This window comes from Arthrobacter sp. KBS0703 (assembly GCF_002008315.2).
In the GTDB taxonomy this organism is placed as follows: Bacteria; Actinomycetota; Actinomycetes; order Actinomycetales; family Micrococcaceae; genus Arthrobacter.
The window spans coordinates 69,634-89,789 of the sequence record NZ_MVDG02000002.1; the positions used below are offsets into that span (position 1 = coordinate 69,634).

Consider the following 20,156-nt stretch of genomic DNA (forward strand, 5'->3'; position numbering starts at 1 on the left):
GCATGGCAGTACCCGAACCCTCGCTTAGTGCCGCTGACCTCGCCCGGATCGACTCCCAGCTGGCGGCCACCGACCGCCTGCTGGAGCGGAACTACCCCGGCGACGACGGCACCCGCCAGCCAGTTCACACCGTCTACGTCCCCGCGGACCGGTTCACGCCGTCGCTCGCCGCCGACTGGGGCGCCCAGGCGCTGTCGACGGCGGCCGCCCACGGCGGGCTGGCCCGGCTCGGCGCGCTGCTGGGCCAGGACGGCGACCTGGCCGCCTCCGTCGCCTCACGGGTGGAGGCGAAGCTGAGCAGCGAACCGATCGAGGACCTCCGGCTCGACTTCGAGGACGGCTTCGGGGACCGGGGCGACGACGCCGAGGACGCCGCCGCCGTCTCGGCGGCTTCCGCCGTGGCCGCCGCTGTTGCGGCCGGCTCCGCGCCGCCGTTCATCGGGATCCGGTTCAAGTGCTTCGAAGCCCCCACCCGGGCCCGCGGGCTGCGCACCCTGGACCTGTTTGTTTCGGGCCTGGCCGCGGCCGGCGAGCTCCCCGATGGCCTGGTCCTCACGCTGCCCAAGGTCACCACGGTGGCCCAGGTGGAGGCGATGGACTTCGCCGTTTCCCGGCTCGAGGAAATCCACTCGCTGCCGGCGGGCCGGCTGCGGTTTGAGGTGCAGGTGGAGACGCCGCAGCTCATCCTCGGCCCGGACGGCAGCTCACCTGTGGCGCAGCTTCCGCACGCGGTCCCGGGCAGGATCAGCGGCCTGCACTACGGCACGTACGACTATTCCGCTTCCCTGCAGATCTCCGCCGAATACCAGTCCATGGAACACCCGGTGGCGGACTTCGCCAAGGAAGTCATGCAGCTGGCCGCCGCCGGCACGGGCATCCGGCTGTCGGACGGCTCCACCAACATCATTCCCGTGGGCGACAACGTGGAGAACGCGTGGCGCCTGCACGGGCGGCTGGTGCGGCGTTCCCTGGAACGCGGCTACTACCAGGGCTGGGACCTGCACCCGGCCCAGCTGCCCAGTCGGTTCGCGGCGACCTACGCGTTCTACCGCCAGGGGCTGCCCGCCGCGGCGGCACGGCTGCGTAACTACATTGAACACACCGAGGGCGGGGTCATGGACGAACCGGCCACCGCCCGGGCGCTGGCCGCCTTCGTGCTGCGCGGCGTCCAGTGCGGCGCCGTAGGTGCCGAAGACGTCCAGGCGCTTGCCGGCGTCGGAATCCCCCAACTCACCGGCCTGGCCCACCCGAGGCTGGCCCACACCACTTCGAAGTAAGGATCCAATGATGGGCAAGTACTACTACCCCCAGGGCGGCCTGCCGCCGCAGACCCACCTCACCACGGAACGGGCCATCGTCACGGAAGCCTACACGGTCATCCCCAAGGGCGTCATGACCGATATCGTGACCAGCACCCTGCCGGGATTCTCCAACACCCGCTCCTGGATCCTGGCCCGCCCGATCTCCGGGTTTGCCACCACGTTTTCGCAGCTGATCGTGGAGATCGGCCCGGGCGGCGGTGCTCCCAAGGCCGAGTTTGAGCCCGGCGTCGAAGGCGTCGTCTTCGTCACCACGGGCAAGGTCAACCTGACCCTCGACGGTGAACTGCACCAGCTTGAGGAGGGCGGCTACGCCTACCTGGCCGCCGGTGCCACCTGGGGACTGGAGAACGTCTCGGATGACATTGTCTCCTTCCAATGGATCCGCAAGGCCTACGAGCGGCTCGAGGGCTACGAGGCCAAGTCCTTCGTCACCAGTGATGCCGAGGTGGAACCCACCGCGATGCCGGATACCGACGGCGCCTGGAAGACCACCCGCTTCACGGATTCCAGCGACCTGGCCCACGACATGCAGGTGAACATTGTGACGTTCCAGCCGGGCGGCGTCATCCCGTTCCCGGAGACCCACGTCATGGAGCACGGCCTGTACGTCCTCGAGGGCAAGGCCATGTACCTGCTCAACAACGACTGGGTTGAGGTGGAGGCCGGCGACTTCATGTGGCTGCGCGCCTTCTGCCCGCAGGCCTGCTACGCCGGTGGCCCCGGCCAGTTCCGTTACCTGCTGTACAAGGACATGAACCGCCAAATCCGGCTGACCTAGCCTGCCTGCCTTTTAATAGCGACGCCTAATACCCACGATGAGATCGCCGGAAGCCTGCCACCGCAAGCATCCGGCGATCTCCCGCGTTCCGGCAAATTCGGTGCGGCGCTTCCGGCGGCTTGGCGCGTATCCTGATGCCATGCCAGGGCTCCGGTTTCCGGGCTCCATCCAGCGATGCGTTGCAGCCGTGGCTGCAGGCATGCTGGCCGTCGCCCTCGGCGGTTGCACACCGGTGCCCAAGCCGCCCGACCGGCAGACGCCGCCCAGCTGGATATTCGCGGACCTGCTTGATTTCAGCCAGACGATGCGCGAGGAGGGCGCTCCGGCCGTCCTCGTCCAGGCAAGGAACAACGGTGTGGAGTGGAATCACGCCGAGGGGGTCCGGACCCTCGACGGGCGGCAGCCGGTGCAGCTGACCGATCCGGTCCAGATGGGCGGGCTCACGACGTCCATGATCGCCGTCTCCGTGCTGAGGCTCGCGGAGGAAGGGCGCATCACGCTCGACGGCACGGTGGACCAATACCTTCCGGAATTCAGCCGCATCCTGAAGGAGCCTGAGCCGATTACCGTGCGCAGGCTGCTGAACCAGGAGTCGGGCATCCCGGACTACGGCGACGAACTGTGGACGTCCGGGCCGCTCCGGCAGGTCTTCAACACGCCCCTGTCCCTGCGTGACCGGCTCAGGCTCGCCGCGCACCTGCCCTGGGCGTACAAACTCGCCCAGCCCTTCGAGCCTTCCGGATCGAACTTCGTCGCCCTCGCCCTGCTCATAGAACAGCTCAGGGGACATCCCTTCGCCGAGGTTCTGCGGTCGGAGATCATCGAGCCGCTGGGACTCACGGACACCTTCATGACCGCCGGAGGGCCTCCGAAAGCGGAGCTCCTGCACGGGTACATCACCGTTGAGGACAGGCAGTTCGATGTCGCCTATCCCCGGGTGTACATCGACGCCCCTGGCGGCATGGTTTCCACGGTCCGGGATGCCAACACCTACTATGCGGCGCTGCTGCAGGGAAAGCTCCTGAAGCCCTCCACCCTGGCCCAGATGAAGGAAGCGGTGTACTCCGATTTCAAACTCGGGATGACCCGGTGGAACGACACCTGCACCAACGACTTCTACTACGGCAACATCGGGGACGTGCAGGGCTACGGGATGGTGGCGATGACCAGCGCCGACGGTACGCGGCAGATCTTCATGGCCATGACCTATCCGCCGTCGCCGTTCGTGGCCTTCCTCCACCCGCTCGTCCCGGAGATGGCCGATCTGGCCCAGCAAACACTGAACGACTGGTGCTAGGGCCGCCACCCTTGCATCGGGACAGGGCGCGCGGAAGCATGAAGGCATGCTGACCATCGGAACAACTGTCCTCGGAGTCAACGACGTCGCCCGCGCCACCGCGTTCTGGTGTGATGCCTTGGGTTACGTCCCCCGGGAGGAGGGCGACGAAACGTGGGTGGTGCTGGTCCCGCAACGGGGCGAGGGCGCCCGGCTGGCCCTCATGCTCAGCGAGTCGCCCGTGCAGGCACACCCGCGCATCCACCTGGACCTTTACGCCGATGACCAGGCCGGCGAAGTGGAACGGCTCGTGGAGCTCGGAGCTTCCCGCGTGGACTGGGACCTGTACCCGGACGACCCCGACTTCGTGGTCCTGGAGGACCCGGACGGAAACCGCTTCTGCGTTGTGGACGCAGGGGCCTAGCCCTCCAGCAGCCTGCCGATGGCGCTGTCCCTGAGTCCGTCCAGGAGCTCGCCGGGTCCTTCGTAGACTTCGACCGCGCCGGCCGCCCGGAGTTCCGCCTCGCTCGTGCCGCCGCAGGTGACCCCGATCGTGGGGATCCCGAGCTTATTGGCGGCCAGCACATCCCAGACGGCATCCCCCACGTAGACAACATCGGTGGCCGCAAGCCCCAGCGCGTCGAGCGCCGCCACCAAGATGTCCGGCTCGGGCTTGCTTTCCTCGGCATCGTCGGCGCTCGTGGCCGCATGGATGAAGGAATCGGCGGCGAGGGTGGAGCGGAGGGCCTTAAGGTCCCCGCCCTTCGCGGAGGAGGCCAGCGCCACGGCCAGCCCGCTCTCGTAGCACTGGGCCAGCAAGTTCCGGGCTCCGCTGAACGCGCGGAGGGACGGCCAGTACGTGCCGAATATTCCCGAGTGCGCCGACAGGACAGTGTCGTCGAGGGATTTGTCGCGTTCCTCCGGCAGCAGGCCGTCCACCAGCCGCGGGCCGCCCATTCCCACGCAGCGGTGGATCCGTGCCATGTGCACGTCAAAGCCGGCCTGGCGGAACGCCTGCCACCAGGCAATCGTGTGGATGTAGGACGAATCGACGAGAGTCCCGTCCACATCGAACAGGACTCCCTTGGTGTATCGGCCTTTCAACTGGCGGTTCGGCATTCCTCCGCGGCCTCAGTGCCCGGCCGGCGAGTGCGGATGCGTCAGGAGGGCGGGCGTGCGGGTTGCGCCCGCGGTTGCCGCCTTACGTGCGGGCTTGGTGCTGTGGACTGCGGGCCGCTTGACTGCATCCTTGCAGTGATCGCGGACCAGTCCCATGCCGGCAATCTCACGGGCACGCGCCACGCCGGCCACAGCTGCGCGCTTGGTGGGAAAAGTGACGGAGACGGCCATGAGCGCCCCCGATCCGTCAAGCAACCGGATCCTGTAGCCTCCGTCGGGAGCGTCCACCAATTCGAAATATCCAGCCATCGCGCTTTCCTCCTTCTTCACCATCCGCTTCTTCACGATTCGGCGAGTTATTAGTAAGTATACTTACTGCCAGCTGCAAGATAAGAGCCAAAAAGGGGCAGCGTCAGGCCCTGCCCGCCCTTGACTCCATGGGCTTGTCACTGCGCCGGGGCCGCTGCTGGTGAAGTTCCAGGGCGCTCGTCACGAGCGCGAAGTGGCTGAACGCCTGCGGCGTGTTTCCCAGGTGCCGCGCACTTTGGACACCCCATTCCTCGCTCAGCAGGCCGACGTCGTTGCGGAGCGCCAGCAGGCGCTCGAAGAGCTCCGTGGCCTGCCGCCGGCGGCCGGCACCGAGCAGCGCTTCCACGAGCCAGAACGAACAGGCCAGGAAGACACCTTCGTCGCCGGGCAGGCCGTCGTCGCTTTCCTGGGGCCGGTACCGGAGCACGAATCCGTCCTCGGTGAGTTCCCGCTGGATGGCGTCGATGGTACCGATCACCCGGGGATCATCCGGCGGCAGGAAGCCCACGCGCGGAATGAGCAGCAGGCTGGCATCCAGCTCGGGGCGGTCGTAGGACTGCGTGAACGTGTTCCGTTCCGCGTCGAAGCCGTGCGTCATCACGTCGTCGCGGATGGTGTCCCGCAGGGCCTCCCAGCGGTCGGCCGGACCGGGAAGGCCCGAATCCCTGACGCCCCGGACCATCCTGTCCGCCGCGACCCAGGCCATGATCTTCGAATGCGTGAAATGGCGCCGCGGCCCGCGCATTTCCCACAGCCCGTTGTCCGGCTGGTCCCATGCGCCTTCCAGGTATTCCATCAGCGCCACCTGGACATCCCAGGCTTCGTCCGTGTGCTTCAGCAGGGAGTTGCGCGTGAGGGACAGGCAGTCCAGCACCTCGCCCCAGACATCCAGCTGCAGCTGGCCCGCAGCGCCGTTGCCGATGCGGACCGGCGACGAGCCCTCGTACCCTGCCAGCCAGGGGATCTCCATCTCGGGCAGCCGGCGTTCGCCGTGGATGCCGTACATGATCTGCAGGTCCGCCGGATCGCCCGCGACGGCGCGCAGCAGCCAGTCCCGCCAGGCGGCAGCCTCTGCCGTGTAGCCGGCGGCAAGCAAAGCCTGCAGCGTCAGGGTGGCGTCACGGAGCCAGCAGAAGCGGTAGTCCCAGTTGCGCGGGCCGCCCAGCTGCTCCGGGAGGGACGTGGTCACGGCCGCCACGATGCCCCCGGTGGGAGCGTAGGTGAGGGCCTTGAGCGTGATCAGCGAACGCTCCACCGCATCCTTATAGGGGCCGGTCACCTTGGACCGCCCGGCCCATTCCCGCCAGAATTTCTCGGTGGACTCCAGGACGCTTTCGGCGTCCACGGACCGGGGCCGGTGGACGTGGCTCGGCGCCCAGGTCAGCACGAACGGCACACGATCGCCGGCCTTTACGGTGAACTCGCTGACGGTCTGCATGTGCTCGCCCCGAAGCGGCGCGTCCGTCACGAGGTAAGCAGAATCCGGCCCGGCGATGGCATGCAGTCCGCGGCTGTCTCGGCGCACCCAGGGCATGATGTGGCCATAGTCGAAGCGCAGGGCCAGCTGCCCTTTCATCCTGACCTTGCCATGCAGGCCCACCACAATCCGCACGATGTCCGCCACTTCGTCGCGCGGGGGCATGAAGTCGATGACCCGCACCGCTCCGTCTTCGGTTTCCCACTCGGTTTCCAGGATCAGGGTGTGCCGGCGGTAGCGGCGGCTGGTACATTCGCCGCCGCCCTCAGGTGCCAGGATCCACCGGCCCGATTCGGGCGTATCGAGGAGCGCATTGAAGCACGCAGAGGAGTCGAAGCGCGGCAGGCAGAGCCAGTCGATGGAGCCTTCCGTGCTGATCAGGGCTGCCGTGTGCAGATCGCCCACCATGGCGTAGTCCTCGATGCGTACCATGCCCTTACAGTGCCACAGCTGACCCCGCGGCACGAGAGGATGCCGGGTGTAGCCTGAACGCAGGTAAAGCAGTTGCCGTCGGAAGCTGACTGTTGTCCCTGCCGGGCCGTCCTTGGCGAGAGGGCAGGGCAGAACTTTGGAGCCAACTTTTGGATAGTGACCTGAACGAAACCGACGTGGCGGAGTACGCCCAGGACCTCCTGCTCGGAACCCGGGACGTCGGGGACTTCCTCAATGAACTGGCACGCTACTCTCCGTGGACTTATTGAAATCCGCTTCCAGCAGCCGCAATGTCAAACTCCGGGAGGTGGCAGCCGCCACCGTGATATCGGCCGGCGGCGGGAGCCTGACAACCCACTTCGAGTGACTGGTGCCCCCGTCGGACGGAATCCGCCGACGGGGAGCACTTTTCGACCGCCATGAACTGAGAACGGGGGCACGGTGACGGTGTACATCGGCACGTCCGGCTGGAGCTATGACCATTGGGAAAATGTGCTGTACCCGCCCGGGCTGCCCGCCCGGGACCGACTGCAGCACTACGTGGCGCGGTTCAGGACCGTGGAGCTGAATGCGAGCTTCTACCGCTGGCCGCGGGACACCTCCTTCGCGAGCTGGCGGCGCCGGCTGCCCGACGGATTCGCCCTGTCCGTCAAGGCCCCGCGCGGCCTGACCCACGGCAAGAAGCTCTACGGCCCGGACGTGTGGATCGAGCGGATCGCGCGGTGCTGGCATGAACTTGGCGACAAACGCGCCGTGCTGCTGGTCCAGCTGCCGCCGGATCTGGCACGCGACGACGCCCGCCTTGGCTATTTCCTTGCCGCCATGCCGGGCTGGATCCCGGTCGCGGTGGAGTTCCGGCACCCCAGCTGGGACCACCCCGAGGTGTACAGCATGCTGGAGCGGCACCAGGCCGCGTACTGCGTTATGAGCGGCGCCAATTTGCCCTGCATCCTGCGCGCCACCGCCCCCTTCGTTTACGTCCGGCTGCACGGTCCGGACCACCAGCACCTGTACGGCGGATCGTACTCGGATGAGGAGCTTGGCTGGTGGGCTGACCGGATCCGCGAGTGGCGCGGCGCCGGCAAGGATGTGTACGCCTATTTCAACAACGACGGCGGGGGTAACGCCGTGCGGAACGCGGAGACCCTGCGGTGGCTGCTGGGGGACGGCTGATCGGGGCCGGCGCCCGTGCGGCCGTCCCGGTGGCTGAAGGTAACAGAGCATGACGGCGACCCGCCGGACCCCGGCCTGTGGCAGAGTGAAGGAATGGACACCGCGTCACACCAAACATCCCTGTCAGGCAAGCGCGTCTTCCGCCTGGCCCACCGGCTCTCAGACGCGGTCAACACCGCGCGCCTGAAACTTGCGCGGCGCTGGAAGTTCGAACCCAAAACCATTGCCTACCAGGGCTACGGCTCGACGGGGTGGGTCCGTGTCCTCGGCAGGGTGGTGCTGGCCAGCAAACCGGTGCCGGGCAGCCGCGCGGAGCACGCCGCCAAGAACGGCAACGAAAACGTGCGCGGCTGGCGGGCGTTCACCAGTGTGCCCATCCCGCGGTCCGAGGTGGAGATTGAGATCGGCGGAACGGTCACCAAGGTCACGGCCGACCGGGGCGGACTGATTGACATCGATGTCCAGGTGTCCCTCGCGCCGGGCTGGCACACGGCCGTCCTGCGTTCAGTCGGCACGGAACCGGCCGAAGCCCGCATCTTCGTCATCGGCCCCGAAACCAACTTCGGAATCGTGTCCGACATCGACGACACCGTCATGGTCACGGCCTTGCCGCGGCCCTTCCTTGCCCTGTGGAACACGTTTGTGCTCAGCGAGCGTGCCAGGATGGCGACCCCGGGAATGGCTGTACTGCTGGACCGGCTGACAGTGGAGCACCCTGAAGCGCCGGTGATCTACCTTTCCACCGGCCCCTGGAACGCGGCGCCCACGCTGGCCCGGTTCCTCAACCGCAACATGTATCCGTCCGGCGCCCTGCTGCTGACCGACTGGGGGCTCACGCAGGACCGCTGGTTCCGCAGCGGCCAGGACCACAAACTCGGGAACCTACACCGGCTCGCCGCCGAGTTTCCGCACATGCGCTGGCTCCTGGTCGGCGACAACGGCCAGCACGACGAGGAGATCTACTCGGAGTTCGCCCAGGACCACGCTGACAAGGTGGCGGCCATCGCCATCCGGCAACTGTCCGTCAGCGAATCAGTCCTCGCCGGCGGCCACTCGGAGGACGGCGACCACAGCGCCTCCTCCGTGCCGTGGATCTACTCCCCCGACGGCGCCGGCATGGCCCGCCAGCTCAGGGAGCTCCAGCTCATCTGACCGGCCCTGACCTGACCCATGCCGGCCTGGCGGGTCAGAGCTCGAGTGGCTGCGCGCCGCCGTCGGACTGCATCGCTTCCGGCACCACGGCCGCGGCGATGGCGGCTCCCGCCGAGGTCGCAAGCTTGCGTTCCTCGAGGAGTTCCTGGAACCAGTAGTAGGACGCTTTCGGCGTCCGCTCCTGGGTCTCGAAGTCCACGTGCACCAGCCCGAAGGGCTGCTTGTATCCGCCGGACCACTCGAAGTTGTCCATCAGGGACCATACGTAATAGCCGCGAAGGTCGAGCCCTTCCGCCACGCCGCCGGGGGCCGTGGCCGCAAGTGCCGTGCCCAGGTGGTCCGACAGGTAGCGCAGGCGCCGCTCGTCCGGGATGAACTTGCGGTTGGTCGACTTGTCCGTGACGATGATGTCTTCGAAGCTCGCTCCGCCTTCGGTGATGATGACGGGCGGGAGGTTGGGATACCGGTCCCGCATCTCCTTGAGTGCGACCGCCATGTATCCCGGCTTGACCGGCCAGCCGTAGGCGGTGGTCTCCGTGTCCGGCCAGGGCTCGATGTGCAGCGGCGCGCCGGGCGTGGCGGCGCTGAGATCGTCCCCCATGGCCTCGGCCATGGCCGCAGGCACCGGACTGTCGCCAGCGCCGGCCGCCACCCGTGTGGGCATGTAGTAGTTGAGCCCGTAGAAGTCCAGCGGCTGGGAGATGACGCCCATGTCCTCGTCCGGATGCTCGAAGGACGAAAAGAACTTTCCGACCCGCACGAGGTCCGGGTACTTTCCCAGAAGGACCGGGTCCGAGTACAGGCGATTTTGGGCCACGTCCATTGCCCCGGCGCTCATCCAGTCCAGCGGGTTGCCGGAGTTCGGCACCATGGGTGAGTAGACATTGGTCATGCCGATTTCGCCCGGCACCTTTGCCGCCCGCAGCGCCTGGACCGCCAATCCGTGGCCCAGCAGCTGGTGGTGCACGGAAGGCAGCCCGTTCGAGAACTCCGCCTTGCCCGGCGAATGCAGGCCGAGTGCATAGCCGTTGGTGGTGACCGTTGCGGGCTCGTTGATGGTCACCCAGCGGGCCACCCTGTCGCCGTAGGCGGCCGCGGCGACTGCCGCGAACTCGCCCAGCCTGTAGGCCGTGTCCCGGTTCAGCCATCCGCCGGCCTCGTCCAGGGGCAGGGGCGTGTCCCAGTGGTAGAGCGTCACCATCGGAGAGATCCCGTTGGCCAGGAGCTCGTCCAGCAAGCGGTCGTAAAAGTCCAGCCCTGCGCGGTTCACCGGTCCGCTGCCGCGGGGCTGGATTCGCGGCCATGAAAGGGAGAATCGATATGAGTCGATGCCCAATTCCTTCATGAGGGCAACGTCCTCGGGCATCCGATGGTAGTGGTCACACGCCACCGCCGGGCTGTGGCCGTCCACGATCGCACCGGGTTTGGCGGCAAAGACATCCCAGCCTGCAGGTCCGCGGCCATCCTCGTCGAGCGCGCCTTCGATCTGGAAAGCGGCTGTTGCCACTCCGAGCGTGAAGGCCGCCGGAATCGTGGTGGCCAGCTCTTTGGCGGACATGTGCATGAGCGGAACCTCTATGGTGTTGTCGGGAAGGCTAGGTATATCAGTGAACTGCGGTATCTTCCAGAATGACACACGCCGTGTCGGCTGACGAGGGCATCCCGCTCCGACCGGCGGGCGCGCCCAGGGGGCCGCGGGCGTCGACTGATTGCACTGGTAGGGTCTGCGCATGGATGAAAATTTGGGGAAGTTCATCGACAATTTTGCCCGGCTGGTGGAACTCGCGCAGTCCGGCCAGCACCGGGTCCGTGCGGGAACGCAGCTGCTGACGACGCTCACAGACCATCTGGGGATCCCCGCCGAATCACTGTCCGTGGTGGTGGAGGAAATTCCGCCGCACCGGTTCGTGGATGCGGACATCCTGATGGCCGAGCTGGCCGGTGCGGATGAGGGATTCCAGCTCGTGGGCATCGGCGGCGGTGACCAGCGCCACCACCAGTCACTCAGCGACATGCTGCAGCAATCCCAGTTCTTCCCGCAGTTCCCGCTGTCCCAGCCCGATTACACCAACCTCGCCGTGGGGCCGGACGAGCAGCGGCAGGCGGTGGCGCTCGGGCTGTGGCTCTTCAGGCACGGAGGCAGGCCAGTCGCCGTCCTGCAGCGTGACGCCAACCCCCGGTACGGACGGCAGACCGCCTCCCTCGAAGTCCTGGCAGGCGACACCACGAACTCCGCCGGCTTCCTGTCCGATTTCCGCAGGCAGATGCAGCACCCCAGTGTCCTGAAGGGCCAGGTCATATCACTGGTCATGGGCGAGTATGGCCCCAGCGCCGCAGGAGTCACGTTCCATCCCCGGCCGGAGCTGGCTGCCTCTGATGTCATCCTGCCGGACGGCCTGCTGCAAAAGGTGTCGGACCATGCCCTCGGGATCGCCGAGCACCGTGAGTCGCTCAGCGAATACGGGCAGCACCTCAAGCGGGGCATCCTGCTCTACGGCAAACCCGGCACGGGCAAGACGCATACCGTGCGGTACCTGTTGAGCCAGAGTGACGGCGCCACCGCCATCCTCCTGTCCGGCGGATCGCTGGCCAGAATCTCGGAAGCCGCCACCATGGCCAGGGCGCTGCAGCCGTCCATCGTGGTTCTTGAGGACTGCGACCTGATCGCCGAGGACCGGAGCTTCGGGCACGGGCCGCAGCCGCTGTTGTTCGAAGTGCTGGACGCCATGGACGGCCTGGACAGCGACGCCGACGTTGCGTTCGTCCTCACCACAAACCGCGTGGACATGCTTGAACGCGCCCTGGCACAGCGTCCCGGCCGTGTGGACCTTGCCGTGGAGATCCCCCTCCCGGCCGTGGCGGAACGCACCGAACTGGTGAAACTGTATGCCCGCGGGATCCCCTTCAGTCCCTGTCTCTTATACACATCTAGATGTGTATAAGAGACAGCCGCCGCGCGCACCGAAGGCACCACGGCCTCGTTCGCCCGCGAGCTCGTGCGCCGGGCGGTAGTGGCCGCCGCGTTGGAGGGCGTGCCCGTCGCCGACGGGCACCTGGGCCAGGCAGTGGACGGGCTGATGGCCGACGGCGAAGCTGTCTCTTATACACATCTAGATGTGTATAAGAGACAGCTCCTCGGCAGTGGCCCCGGCGACGGCGACGGTTTCGGCGGGCCAGGCTTCGGCGCGCAAGGCCCCTTCCACCCCGGGGCATGATGACTTGGGGAAAATGACGCTGGCGTAGGGTTCAAGCCCAGGGGCCGCTCTCCCACCGGACAGGGCCGACCCACAGCGGCGGATCCGCGTGCGGGATGCGCCGGACGGGGATGTTCCGCGGGTTGGCGGTGCTGGTGCGGACCGGACTGGTGTCGGCGGAACGGGCGGTTTCCTGGTCATAGGCACTGCGGCGTTCCGGGTCCCTCAGCACGAACAAGGCCTGCGTGATGCGCTGCGGTTCGGCGGGCACGGCTTCCCCGCTGTCCAGGTCAGGGTGATGCGTGCGCATCAGGGAACGGTAGGCGCGCGCGGGGAACGTGCAACACCGCGTAGTGGTCGGGAACGGCGCTGGCCATCGGGGGTCCCCTAGCTGGAGGGTACAGGACCGGCTTCCGGTTCCGCCCGAAGCGGGAAACCGGAAGCCGTCCCCGGGGCGACTCGGTTAGCTTCCGATTTCGTGCAGCTGGCCCCTGCTCTCAATTTCGATCTTGCGGGGCTTGGCCTGCTCGGCAACCGGGATCCGGAGCGTCAGCACGCCGAGATCATAGGTGGCCTTGATGTGCTCGGTATCGAGGGTGTCGCCGAGAATCAGCTGGCGGCTGAAGACGCCGCGGGGCCGCTCGGCAACCACCAGCTCAACGTTGGGCTGCGTCGGGTCGCGGCGCTCTGCCCGGACTGTCAGGACGTTCCGTTCAACGTTCAGGTCCACGGTGTCGGGCGTGACGCCGGGCAGGTCAAAGGCGACGACAAACTCGCCGTCCTCCTGCCACGCGTCCATGGGCATCGCGGCCGGACGAGCCGCCGTGCCGAAGACCTGCTGGGTGAGCCGGTCCAGCTCACGGAACGGGTCGGTACGGATCAACATCATTTCCCACTCCTTCAGCATGTAGGTGTTCATGGCAACCCACCCCGAGATCCATGATTCAGATCTATGGTGGTGGATATAGATTTTTTATAGCATCCGTGACAAACTGGCGCAAGAGACTATTTCGAAAATTTCCAGACCGGGGGAAACAGTGGCAGATCAGGGCGACGACCGGGGGCTGTACGCCATTTCCGTGGTGGCGGAACTCCTCGGTACCGGCCAGCAGAACATCCGGCTCTACGAGCGGCGCGGCCTGCTCACCCCGGACCGGACATCAGGCGGAACCAGGCAGTACAGCGAGCAGGACCTGGCGGTCCTGCGCCGGATCGCGGAGCTCCTGGACGACGGGCTCAACCTGGCGGGCGTGGCCAAGGTGCTTGCCCTCGAGGTGGACAACGCCAGGCTCCGGCGGGAGCTGGAACGGTCCCGGACCCGAAACTCGCGGCGCGCCACCGGCCTCTGAAACACGCGGCACCGAGCTCCCCGCGCCCGGCGCACCACGCTTCTCAACTCCGTGTGCCGCTCAGCTCCGTCCGAATCTTAGCTCCGTCCGCCAGCGAGCATGAATGACTCCTCCAGCAGCTCGGCGAGTTCGCCGCCGTCGAGCCTTTCAAGCCGGACCAGCACCAGCTGCGGCGACCGCTCGTGGTGCGGCGTCCAAAAGTACGTCTCCGGATCCGTGCCCGCGAGCGCCTCGCGCTCCCCGGTTTTGACGGTCAGCACGCCCTCTTCCCAGATCCGGGCCATCAGCGTCTTCGCGAACCATGCCGGCTGACCCAGCTGGGACGTTCGGTGACGCCCGGCAGTGAGAGGCAGATGCGGCGGACGTCGGCTTCGGTGACCATGCCCCACTGTGGCACCGCGCGCCGGCCGCGGCAATATCCGCGCGGACACGCGGCTACCCGGGCGCGCCGCCACCTGGACGCGCGGACACGCGCGCGCCGTCAATCCGCGGGGGAATCAGCTTTGGACAGCTCGCCGGTGACGGCCTCACCCCGCACCCGGGCAGTCCGCCAGGTATCCACGGCGATCACGGCGCCCACCACCACAAGGGAGAGCGCCACAGAGGCCACGGCGTCGCTCACCCAGTGGTAGCCGAGGTAGAGCCGGCTGACCGCCGCCAGGAACACGCCAATAATGGCGAAGACAAATGCGACGGCGGCCGACTTGGACTTCCGCCGAGAAAACACGAGGAACGTGGTCACCAGCAGAAAGTCCGAGGCACCCAGCACATGGCCGGAAGGGAACGAAAAGGTGTGGTCGGCCCCGAACAGCATGAGATCCACCGGCGGGCGGTCACGCCCAACGGAATGGCCGATGAGCTGCGCCAGCCCCACACCCGTGAGCATCGCAGCCGCCAGCAAAATGGGCCGCCAGGCGTGCTTGGCCAGGATCCCCCACGCGACCGTGACCACCAGGACGATGATAGGCAACCCCACCGGCCCAAATATGACCGCCAGGGCAATCATGACAACGGTCAAGGCACCGGAGCGCAGGGTCAGCAGCCATTGCCGCGCTGCCTCGTCGGCGCTCGCCACTCCGTCGTGCTGGAGGACTCCGGCCAGTGTCACGAAGAAGACTGCGGCACCCACCAGCACCAGGACCACCGCAGTCACGTAAAGCGCTTTTCTCGCTCCGGCGTCCATGTAGCGTTCCTCAACCACGAACTTGTCGTGGAATGTCCGCCACCAGCCCGCCTTGCCCGCTGATTCTTCTGCCATTGGAAGCCTGCCTATACGCCGAGGGGAAACTGTCCTCTGATGAGAATATCCCCGTTGCGGAAACGCCGGGCGGAAAAAGCCATGTTCGGCGGCGCCTTACGGAGGAACCGCGCCGCTGTTACCGTGAACTACCCAGCCACTACAAGGCCTCAGGAGACAGCATGAGCACTGAAGGAACCGGAACAGGCCAGGACGATCAGCCTGATGCAGCCGCACCAAAGGACGGGAAAGCGGCACTCCCCACAACCGACCCCCAAGTGGCCACCGCCGAAGAAACTGAAGACGTCGACAACACCCCCGTGGACACCACCGAGCCGGGCTGACACTGGCGCAGCCCGAATCAGGGCCGCCGAATCCGGGCTCTGTCCCGCAGCAGGACCCCGGTGGATAATGGATTCACAGTGGTGGCGACGCAGCTACGGAGGATGCCATGAGGATCGTCGGAACGCTATTGATCATCTGGCTCCTCATCGGGGCCTTTGCTGCATTCCAGCGCGGTTATTTCGGCGGTTCCCCTAACTCGTGCGCCGAGTTCGGCACCGTGGCCGTGACCATCGTCGCCGGGCCGCTGAACTACATGGGCGCCAACCCCAAGATCGCCTGCGAAGTTCCGCAGCCCTCAAAGTAGCCGGACGGCACGATTGCGTTCACTCCCGATTCACGCGCGCGTTCTCGCCTGTCCAAACGGGCTGGCTAGGTTCGGGCCATGGACATTACGCGCAGAACGCTCATCACCACCGGCCTTGGTGCCGGACTCGTCATCGCCCTGCCCGGAACCGCAATCGCCGACGAACGGAACTCGGAGGCTAGCCTTCCCACAGACCCTTTCACCCTGGGCGTGGCCTCCGGCGACCCGTGGCCTGACGGCTTTGTGATTTGGACCCGCCTCGCCCTCAGCCCGCTCGCGGAAGACGGCCGGGGCGGCATGCCGTCGCGCACCGTCGCCGTGGGCTGGGAAGTGGCCGAAGACCCGGCAATGCGGAAGGTTGTCCGGCGCGGGGTCGAGCAGGCCGTGACGGCAGGCGCCCACTCCGTGCATGCCGAGCTGCGCGGACTCAAGCCGGGCCGCGAGTATTTCTACCGTTTCCGTGCCGGCCGCCACATCAGCCCGGTTGGCCGCACACTGACAAGCCCGGCCTGGAACGAGACGCCCGCGGCGCTGGCCATGTCCTTCGCCAGCTGCGCCCAGTACGAGCACGGCTATTTCACGGCCTACCGGCGCCTCGCCGAGGACCAGCCGGACCTCGTGCTGCATCTGGGCGACTACCAGTACGAATACAAGAAGGGCTCCTACGTGACGGCGGGCGGCAACCCCCGCGACCACGAGGGGCCGGAGACTGTGACGCTCGAGAACTACCGCCAGCGCCACGCGCAGTACAAGGCCGACGCCGACCTTCAGGCCGCGCACGCGGCCGCACCGTGGCTGGTGGTCTGGGACGACCACGAGGTGGACAACAACTGGGCGGATGAGGTGCCGGAGAACACCGACCCGGCCCAGCTGAATGACACCGCCCCCAACTTCCGCCGGCGCAGGGCTGCGGCGTTCCAGGCTTATTACGAAAACATGCCCCTGCGCGCTCCCACCAGTCCCGCGGGGGCAGACATGAAGATCTACCGCACCGTGCAGTGGGGACAGCTGGCGAACTTCCACATGATGGACACCCGCCAGTACCGGGACGACCAGCTGGCCGGCGACGGCTGGCGCAGGAACGTGCAGGAGCGCCTCGCGGAGAACCGGACTATCACGGGCGCGGAGCAGGAACAGTGGCTGCTGGACGGATTCCGGAAGTCCCGTGCCCGCTGGGATGTCCTGGGCCAGCAGGTGTTCTTCGCCGAACGCGACCGCAACGCGGCCGCGGACATCGACGACATGTCCATGGACGGCTGGGACGGCTACGCCGCTTCCCGCCGCCGGATCACCCAGGGCTGGGTGGACGCGAAGGTGAGGAACGCCGTCGTGCTTACCGGCGACGTCCACCGCAACTGGGCCAACAACGTCAAGGTCGACTACAAGAACCCGGGTGCGCCCGTGGTGGGCTCGGAACTGGTGTGCACTTCCGTCACCTCGACCGGCAACGGAACAGGCTCCGTCACAGACCCGACCATGGCCTGGAACGATCATCTGAAGTTCTTCAACGATCAGCGCGGGTACGTCAGGACCACCATCACCAAGGACTCGATGACGGCCGACTTCCGGGTGCTGGACTACGTGGCGGCCCCCGGTTCGCCGGTGAGCACCAAGGCCTCCTTCCAGATCCACGACGGCGTTCCGGGACTGCAGTAGCGCGGCTAACCGCTCCAAATACGCGGCGGGGTGCCGGCCCATTCCGGCCGGCATCCCGCCGTCAAAACCGTTACGCTCCTCCCGTGGCACTGCCGGTTCCGGGACGCGGACGCGTGTGAGTTGACTCACAGTCGGAAATTGGGCTATTCTCGACTTTGTTAGCGCTCACAACGTGACCGCAACGCCACCAGCCGGTCCCGTCGGAAGGCGCAGATGCCTTTCGACCCAGCACCAATTCGCGGCACGAGTCAGCCGCGGAAGGAGAACAAGTGCGTATCAAGAAACTTCTGGGCGCCTTTGCAGTCGTCCTCGCCAGATGTGTATGGGGCAACCGGCTGCGGCAGCCGGCCCGGCACCGCGGCCCCGTCCGGCAGCGCAGACGCTGCCGGTGCCCTCGTCGGCAGATGTGTATAAGAGACAGCCACGCAGACGTCCGAACGCTGGATCGCCGACGGCAAGAACGTCTCCGAGTCCGTAGCCAAGCTCGGCTACAAGGCGGACCTTCAGTACGCCAACGACGACATCCCCACACAGGTCTCGCAGATTGAGAACATGCTCACGAAGGGCGCGAAGGCGCTGATCATCGCGGCCATCGACGGCACCACCCTGACGGACGTCCTGGCCAAGGCCAAGGAACAGAACGTCAAGGTCATCGCGTACGACCGCCTGATCAACGGCACGCCGAACGTCGACTTCTACACCACCTTCGACAACTACACGGTGGGCGTCCAGCAGGCGACGTCCCTCCTGACCGGGCTGGGCCTCATGGACGCCAGCGGCAAGAAGGTGGACGGCAAGGGCCCGTTCAACGTGGAGCTCTTCGCCGGCAGCCCGGACGACAACAACGCGAACTTCTTCTGGACCGGCGCCATGGACACCCTGAAGCCGTTCATGGATGCCGGCACCATCAAGGTGCCCAGCGGCCAGACCAAGTTCGAGCAGGCAGCCATCCTCCGGTGGCAGGCACCCGTCGCGCAGAAGCGCATGGAGGACATCCTCACCGCCGCCTACAGCTCGGGCAAGAAGCTCGACGGCGTGCTGTCGCCATATGACGGACTGTCGATCGGCATCATTTCCGCCCTGACCAGCACCGGCGGCTATTCCAAGGGCAGCCTGCCGGTCGTCACCGGCCAAGACGCGGAGAAGGGCTCCGTGAAGTCCATCATCGCCGGGGAACAGTACTCCACCATCTTCAAGGACACCCGCAAGCTGGGCGAGCAGGCAGTGAAGATGGTCGACGCGGTCCTCAAGGGCCAGCAGCCCGAAACCAACGACACCGAAACCTACAACAACAAGGTCAAGGTAGTTCCCGCGTTCCTGCTGAAGTCCGTGATCATCACCAAGGACAACTACAAGCCGGAGCTCGTTGACTCCGGCTACTACACGGAGGCCGACATCAAGTAGCCGCCGTGACGGGTGCGGCCGGGCCCCTGCCCGGCCGCACTCCCCGGGGGCCCTGCATCAGCAGGAGTCCGGCTCCAACCAATCTGCGGGAAATAAACATGAACGTACCCATCCTTCAAATGCGGGGAATCACCAAGACTTTCCCCGGCGTCAAAGCCCTCCAGGACGTCACCCTGGACGTGAACCGCGGCGAGGTCCACGCCATCTGCGGTGAGAACGGGGCAGGGAAGTCCACCCTCATGAAAGTGCTGTCGGGCGTGTACCCGCACAACACGTTTGACGGCGACATCCTCTTTGAAAACGAGCCGTGTGACTTTTCCACCATCAGCGACAGCGAAAAGCGCGGCATCGTCATCATCCATCAGGAACTGGCGCTGAGCCCGTACCTGTCCATCGCGGAGAACATCTTCCTCGGCAACGAACTGGCGACCCGCGGCTGGGTGGACTGGCGCAAAACCAACCTTGAAGCCGCCAAGCTGCTGGCCCGGGTCGGACTCAGCGAAAACCCGGTGACACCAATCCAGCACATCAGCGTCGGAAAGCAGCAGCTCGTCGAGATCGCGAAGGCGCTCTCCAAGGAAGTAAAGCTGCTCATCCTCGACGAGCCCACGGCCGCGCTGAATGACGAGGACTCGGGCCACCTGCTGGACCTCATCCTGCACCTGAAAGGCCAGGGCGTCACCAGCATCATCATCAGCCACAAGCTCAACGAGATCCGGAAAGTGGCGGACGCCGTCACCATCATCCGGGACGGCAGGACCATCGAGACCCTTCGGCTCGACCAGGGGCAGATCACCCAGGAGCGCATCATCCGCGGCATGGTGGGCCGCGACCTCGAAAGCCTTTACCCGGACCGCACGCCCAGCATCGGCGAAGAAGTCCTCCGGATTGAAGACTGGACGGTGCAGCATCCGCAGGACCACACCCGCACCGTGGTCCACAACGCCAGCCTCAATGTCCGCAAGGGCGAGGTCGTCGGGCTCGCCGGCCTCATGGGAGCCGGCCGGACCGAGCTGGCCATGAGCGTCTTCGGCCGGACGTACGGCCGCGCCGTGTCCGGGAAAGTGTTCAAGCACGGGCAGGAGATCAACACCTCCACCGTGTCGGAGGCAATCCGCCACGGGCTCGCCTACGCAACGGAGGACCGGAAGCACTACGGCCTGAACCTCATCGAGGACATCAAGCGCAACGTCTCGATGGCTGCCCTCCGGAAGCTCGCCAAGCGCGGCTGGGTGGACAGGAACGAAGAGACCATCGTGGCCAACCGGTACCGGACCAGCATGAACATCAAGGCCCCCTCGGTTGCGGCCATCACGGGCAAACTGTCCGGCGGCAACCAGCAAAAGGTGGTCCTGAGCAAGTGGATGTTTTCGGACCCGGACGTGCTGATTCTCGACGAGCCGACCCGCGGCATCGACGTGGGTGCCAAGTTCGAGATCTACACGATCATCGCCGAACTCGCCGCCGAGGGTAAGGCCGTCATCGTGATCTCCTCCGAGCTCCCCGAACTCCTGGGCATCTGCGACCGGATCTACACGCTGTCCGCGGGGCACATCACCGGCGAAGTGCCAATCGCCGAGGCCACCCAGGAAACCCTCATGCACTACATGACCAAAGAGAAGGAATAAC

The 20,156-nt window shown here is 66.3% G+C and carries 22 protein-coding genes and 1 pseudogene; 14 read left to right on the forward strand and 9 right to left on the reverse strand.

What is annotated here, in order from left to right; translation table 11 throughout:
- Positions 1-2 precede the first annotated feature (2 nt).
- The 4 genes from B1A87_RS20805 (at position 3) to B1A87_RS20820 (ending at position 3,800) form a co-directional block, all read left to right on the forward strand.
- Positions 3-1,277, forward strand: a complete 1,275-nt coding sequence (locus B1A87_RS20805; RefSeq protein ID WP_144275923.1) for a DUF6986 family protein — start codon at positions 3-5, stop codon at positions 1,275-1,277.
- Between the two features lie 10 nt (positions 1,278-1,287).
- The gene (locus B1A87_RS20810; protein ID WP_078029235.1) at positions 1,288-2,100 is read left to right on the forward strand and encodes a bifunctional allantoicase/(S)-ureidoglycine aminohydrolase; all 813 of its coding nucleotides are present in this window, start codon (positions 1,288-1,290) and stop codon (positions 2,098-2,100) included.
- Between the two features lie 139 nt (positions 2,101-2,239).
- Entirely contained in the window at positions 2,240-3,397 is a 1,158-nt protein-coding gene (locus tag B1A87_RS20815) for a serine hydrolase (protein WP_078029269.1), read from the forward strand.
- A 46-nt stretch (positions 3,398-3,443) separates the two neighbouring features.
- A complete protein-coding gene (locus tag B1A87_RS20820; protein ID WP_078029234.1) occupies positions 3,444-3,800 on the forward strand; it encodes a VOC family protein in 357 nt (118 codons plus the stop codon).
- On the opposite strand, the gene B1A87_RS20825 is transcribed toward B1A87_RS20820, so the two are convergent.
- From B1A87_RS20825 to B1A87_RS20835, 3 genes are all read right to left on the reverse strand, one after another.
- A complete protein-coding gene (locus tag B1A87_RS20825; protein ID WP_078029233.1) occupies positions 3,797-4,495 on the reverse strand; it encodes an HAD family hydrolase in 699 nt (232 codons plus the stop codon). The two genes, B1A87_RS20820 and B1A87_RS20825, sit on opposite strands and share 4 nt — an antisense overlap.
- 12 nt (positions 4,496-4,507) lie before the next feature.
- Complete coding sequence (locus B1A87_RS20830; protein ID WP_078029268.1) at positions 4,508-4,804, reverse strand: hypothetical protein; 297 nt, start codon at positions 4,802-4,804, stop codon at positions 4,508-4,510.
- Positions 4,805-4,907: 103 nt separating this feature from the next.
- A complete protein-coding gene (locus B1A87_RS20835; RefSeq protein WP_078029232.1) occupies positions 4,908-6,713 on the reverse strand; it encodes a glycoside hydrolase family 15 protein in 1,806 nt (601 codons plus the stop codon).
- Between the two features lie 441 nt (positions 6,714-7,154).
- On the opposite strand from B1A87_RS20835, the gene B1A87_RS20845 reads away from it, so the two are divergent.
- The gene (locus B1A87_RS20845) at positions 7,155-7,886 is read left to right on the forward strand and encodes a DUF72 domain-containing protein (RefSeq protein ID WP_078029231.1); all 732 of its coding nucleotides are present in this window, start codon (positions 7,155-7,157) and stop codon (positions 7,884-7,886) included.
- Between the two features lie 93 nt (positions 7,887-7,979).
- Positions 7,980-9,038, forward strand: coding sequence for an App1 family protein (locus tag B1A87_RS20850; RefSeq protein ID WP_078029230.1), 1,059 nt, complete (start codon positions 7,980-7,982; stop codon positions 9,036-9,038).
- Between the two features lie 34 nt (positions 9,039-9,072).
- Here B1A87_RS20850 and B1A87_RS20855 read toward each other — a convergent pair whose 3' ends face one another.
- Positions 9,073-10,602, reverse strand: coding sequence for a GH1 family beta-glucosidase (locus tag B1A87_RS20855; protein ID WP_078029229.1), 1,530 nt, complete (start codon positions 10,600-10,602; stop codon positions 9,073-9,075).
- Between the two features lie 166 nt (positions 10,603-10,768).
- On the opposite strand from B1A87_RS20855, the gene B1A87_RS20860 reads away from it, so the two are divergent.
- The gene (locus tag B1A87_RS20860) at positions 10,769-11,980 is read left to right on the forward strand and encodes an ATP-binding protein (RefSeq protein ID WP_260681091.1); all 1,212 of its coding nucleotides are present in this window, start codon (positions 10,769-10,771) and stop codon (positions 11,978-11,980) included.
- Here B1A87_RS20860 and B1A87_RS24370 read toward each other — a convergent pair.
- Positions 11,957-12,148, reverse strand: coding sequence for a hypothetical protein (locus tag B1A87_RS24370; protein WP_260681092.1), 192 nt, complete (start codon positions 12,146-12,148; stop codon positions 11,957-11,959). The two genes, B1A87_RS20860 and B1A87_RS24370, sit on opposite strands and share 24 nt — an antisense overlap.
- Between B1A87_RS24370 and B1A87_RS24375 the strand changes: the two genes are divergently transcribed.
- Positions 12,116-12,253 (forward strand): hypothetical protein, encoded by a 138-nt coding sequence (locus B1A87_RS24375; RefSeq protein ID WP_260681093.1) that lies wholly within the window; start codon positions 12,116-12,118, stop codon positions 12,251-12,253. The two genes, B1A87_RS24370 and B1A87_RS24375, sit on opposite strands and share 33 nt — an antisense overlap.
- Before the next feature lie 31 nt (positions 12,254-12,284).
- Here the strand turns inward: B1A87_RS24375 and B1A87_RS20865 are convergent, their stop codons facing one another.
- Entirely contained in the window at positions 12,285-12,542 is a 258-nt protein-coding gene (locus B1A87_RS20865; protein ID WP_221937615.1) for a J domain-containing protein, read from the reverse strand.
- A 153-nt stretch (positions 12,543-12,695) separates the two neighbouring features.
- Complete coding sequence (locus B1A87_RS20870; protein WP_078029267.1) at positions 12,696-13,118, reverse strand: Hsp20/alpha crystallin family protein; 423 nt, start codon at positions 13,116-13,118, stop codon at positions 12,696-12,698.
- Positions 13,119-13,269: 151 nt separating this feature from the next.
- On the opposite strand from B1A87_RS20870, the gene B1A87_RS20875 reads away from it, so the two are divergent.
- Positions 13,270-13,581 (forward strand): MerR family transcriptional regulator, encoded by a 312-nt coding sequence (locus tag B1A87_RS20875; protein WP_078029227.1) that lies wholly within the window; start codon positions 13,270-13,272, stop codon positions 13,579-13,581.
- A 77-nt stretch (positions 13,582-13,658) separates the two neighbouring features.
- Here B1A87_RS20875 and B1A87_RS20880 read toward each other — a convergent pair whose 3' ends face one another.
- A complete protein-coding gene (locus tag B1A87_RS20880) occupies positions 13,659-13,865 on the reverse strand; it encodes an MmcQ/YjbR family DNA-binding protein (protein WP_260681094.1) in 207 nt (68 codons plus the stop codon).
- Between the two features lie 197 nt (positions 13,866-14,062).
- Positions 14,063-14,839 (reverse strand): phosphatase PAP2 family protein, encoded by a 777-nt coding sequence (locus B1A87_RS20885; RefSeq protein WP_078029226.1) that lies wholly within the window; start codon positions 14,837-14,839, stop codon positions 14,063-14,065.
- Between the two features lie 161 nt (positions 14,840-15,000).
- Between B1A87_RS20885 and B1A87_RS23170 the strand changes: the two genes are divergently transcribed.
- From B1A87_RS23170 to mmsA, 5 genes and pseudogenes are all read left to right on the forward strand, one after another.
- The gene (locus B1A87_RS23170; protein ID WP_185982427.1) at positions 15,001-15,162 is read left to right on the forward strand and encodes a hypothetical protein; all 162 of its coding nucleotides are present in this window, start codon (positions 15,001-15,003) and stop codon (positions 15,160-15,162) included.
- Positions 15,163-15,269: 107 nt separating this feature from the next.
- Positions 15,270-15,467, forward strand: coding sequence for a hypothetical protein (locus B1A87_RS20890; protein ID WP_078029225.1), 198 nt, complete (start codon positions 15,270-15,272; stop codon positions 15,465-15,467).
- Positions 15,468-15,545: 78 nt separating this feature from the next.
- Positions 15,546-17,123, forward strand: a complete 1,578-nt coding sequence (locus tag B1A87_RS20895; RefSeq protein ID WP_078029224.1) for an alkaline phosphatase — start codon at positions 15,546-15,548, stop codon at positions 17,121-17,123.
- Between the two features lie 269 nt (positions 17,124-17,392).
- Positions 17,393-18,527: pseudogene (gene chvE / locus B1A87_RS20900) on the forward strand (multiple monosaccharide ABC transporter substrate-binding protein).
- Between the two features lie 98 nt (positions 18,528-18,625).
- Positions 18,626-20,155 carry a multiple monosaccharide ABC transporter ATP-binding protein gene (gene mmsA, locus B1A87_RS20905; RefSeq protein WP_078029222.1) on the forward strand — a complete coding sequence of 510 codons (1,530 nt, stop codon included), beginning with the start codon at positions 18,626-18,628 and terminating at the stop codon, positions 20,153-20,155.
- Position 20,156: the final 1 nt, after the last annotated feature.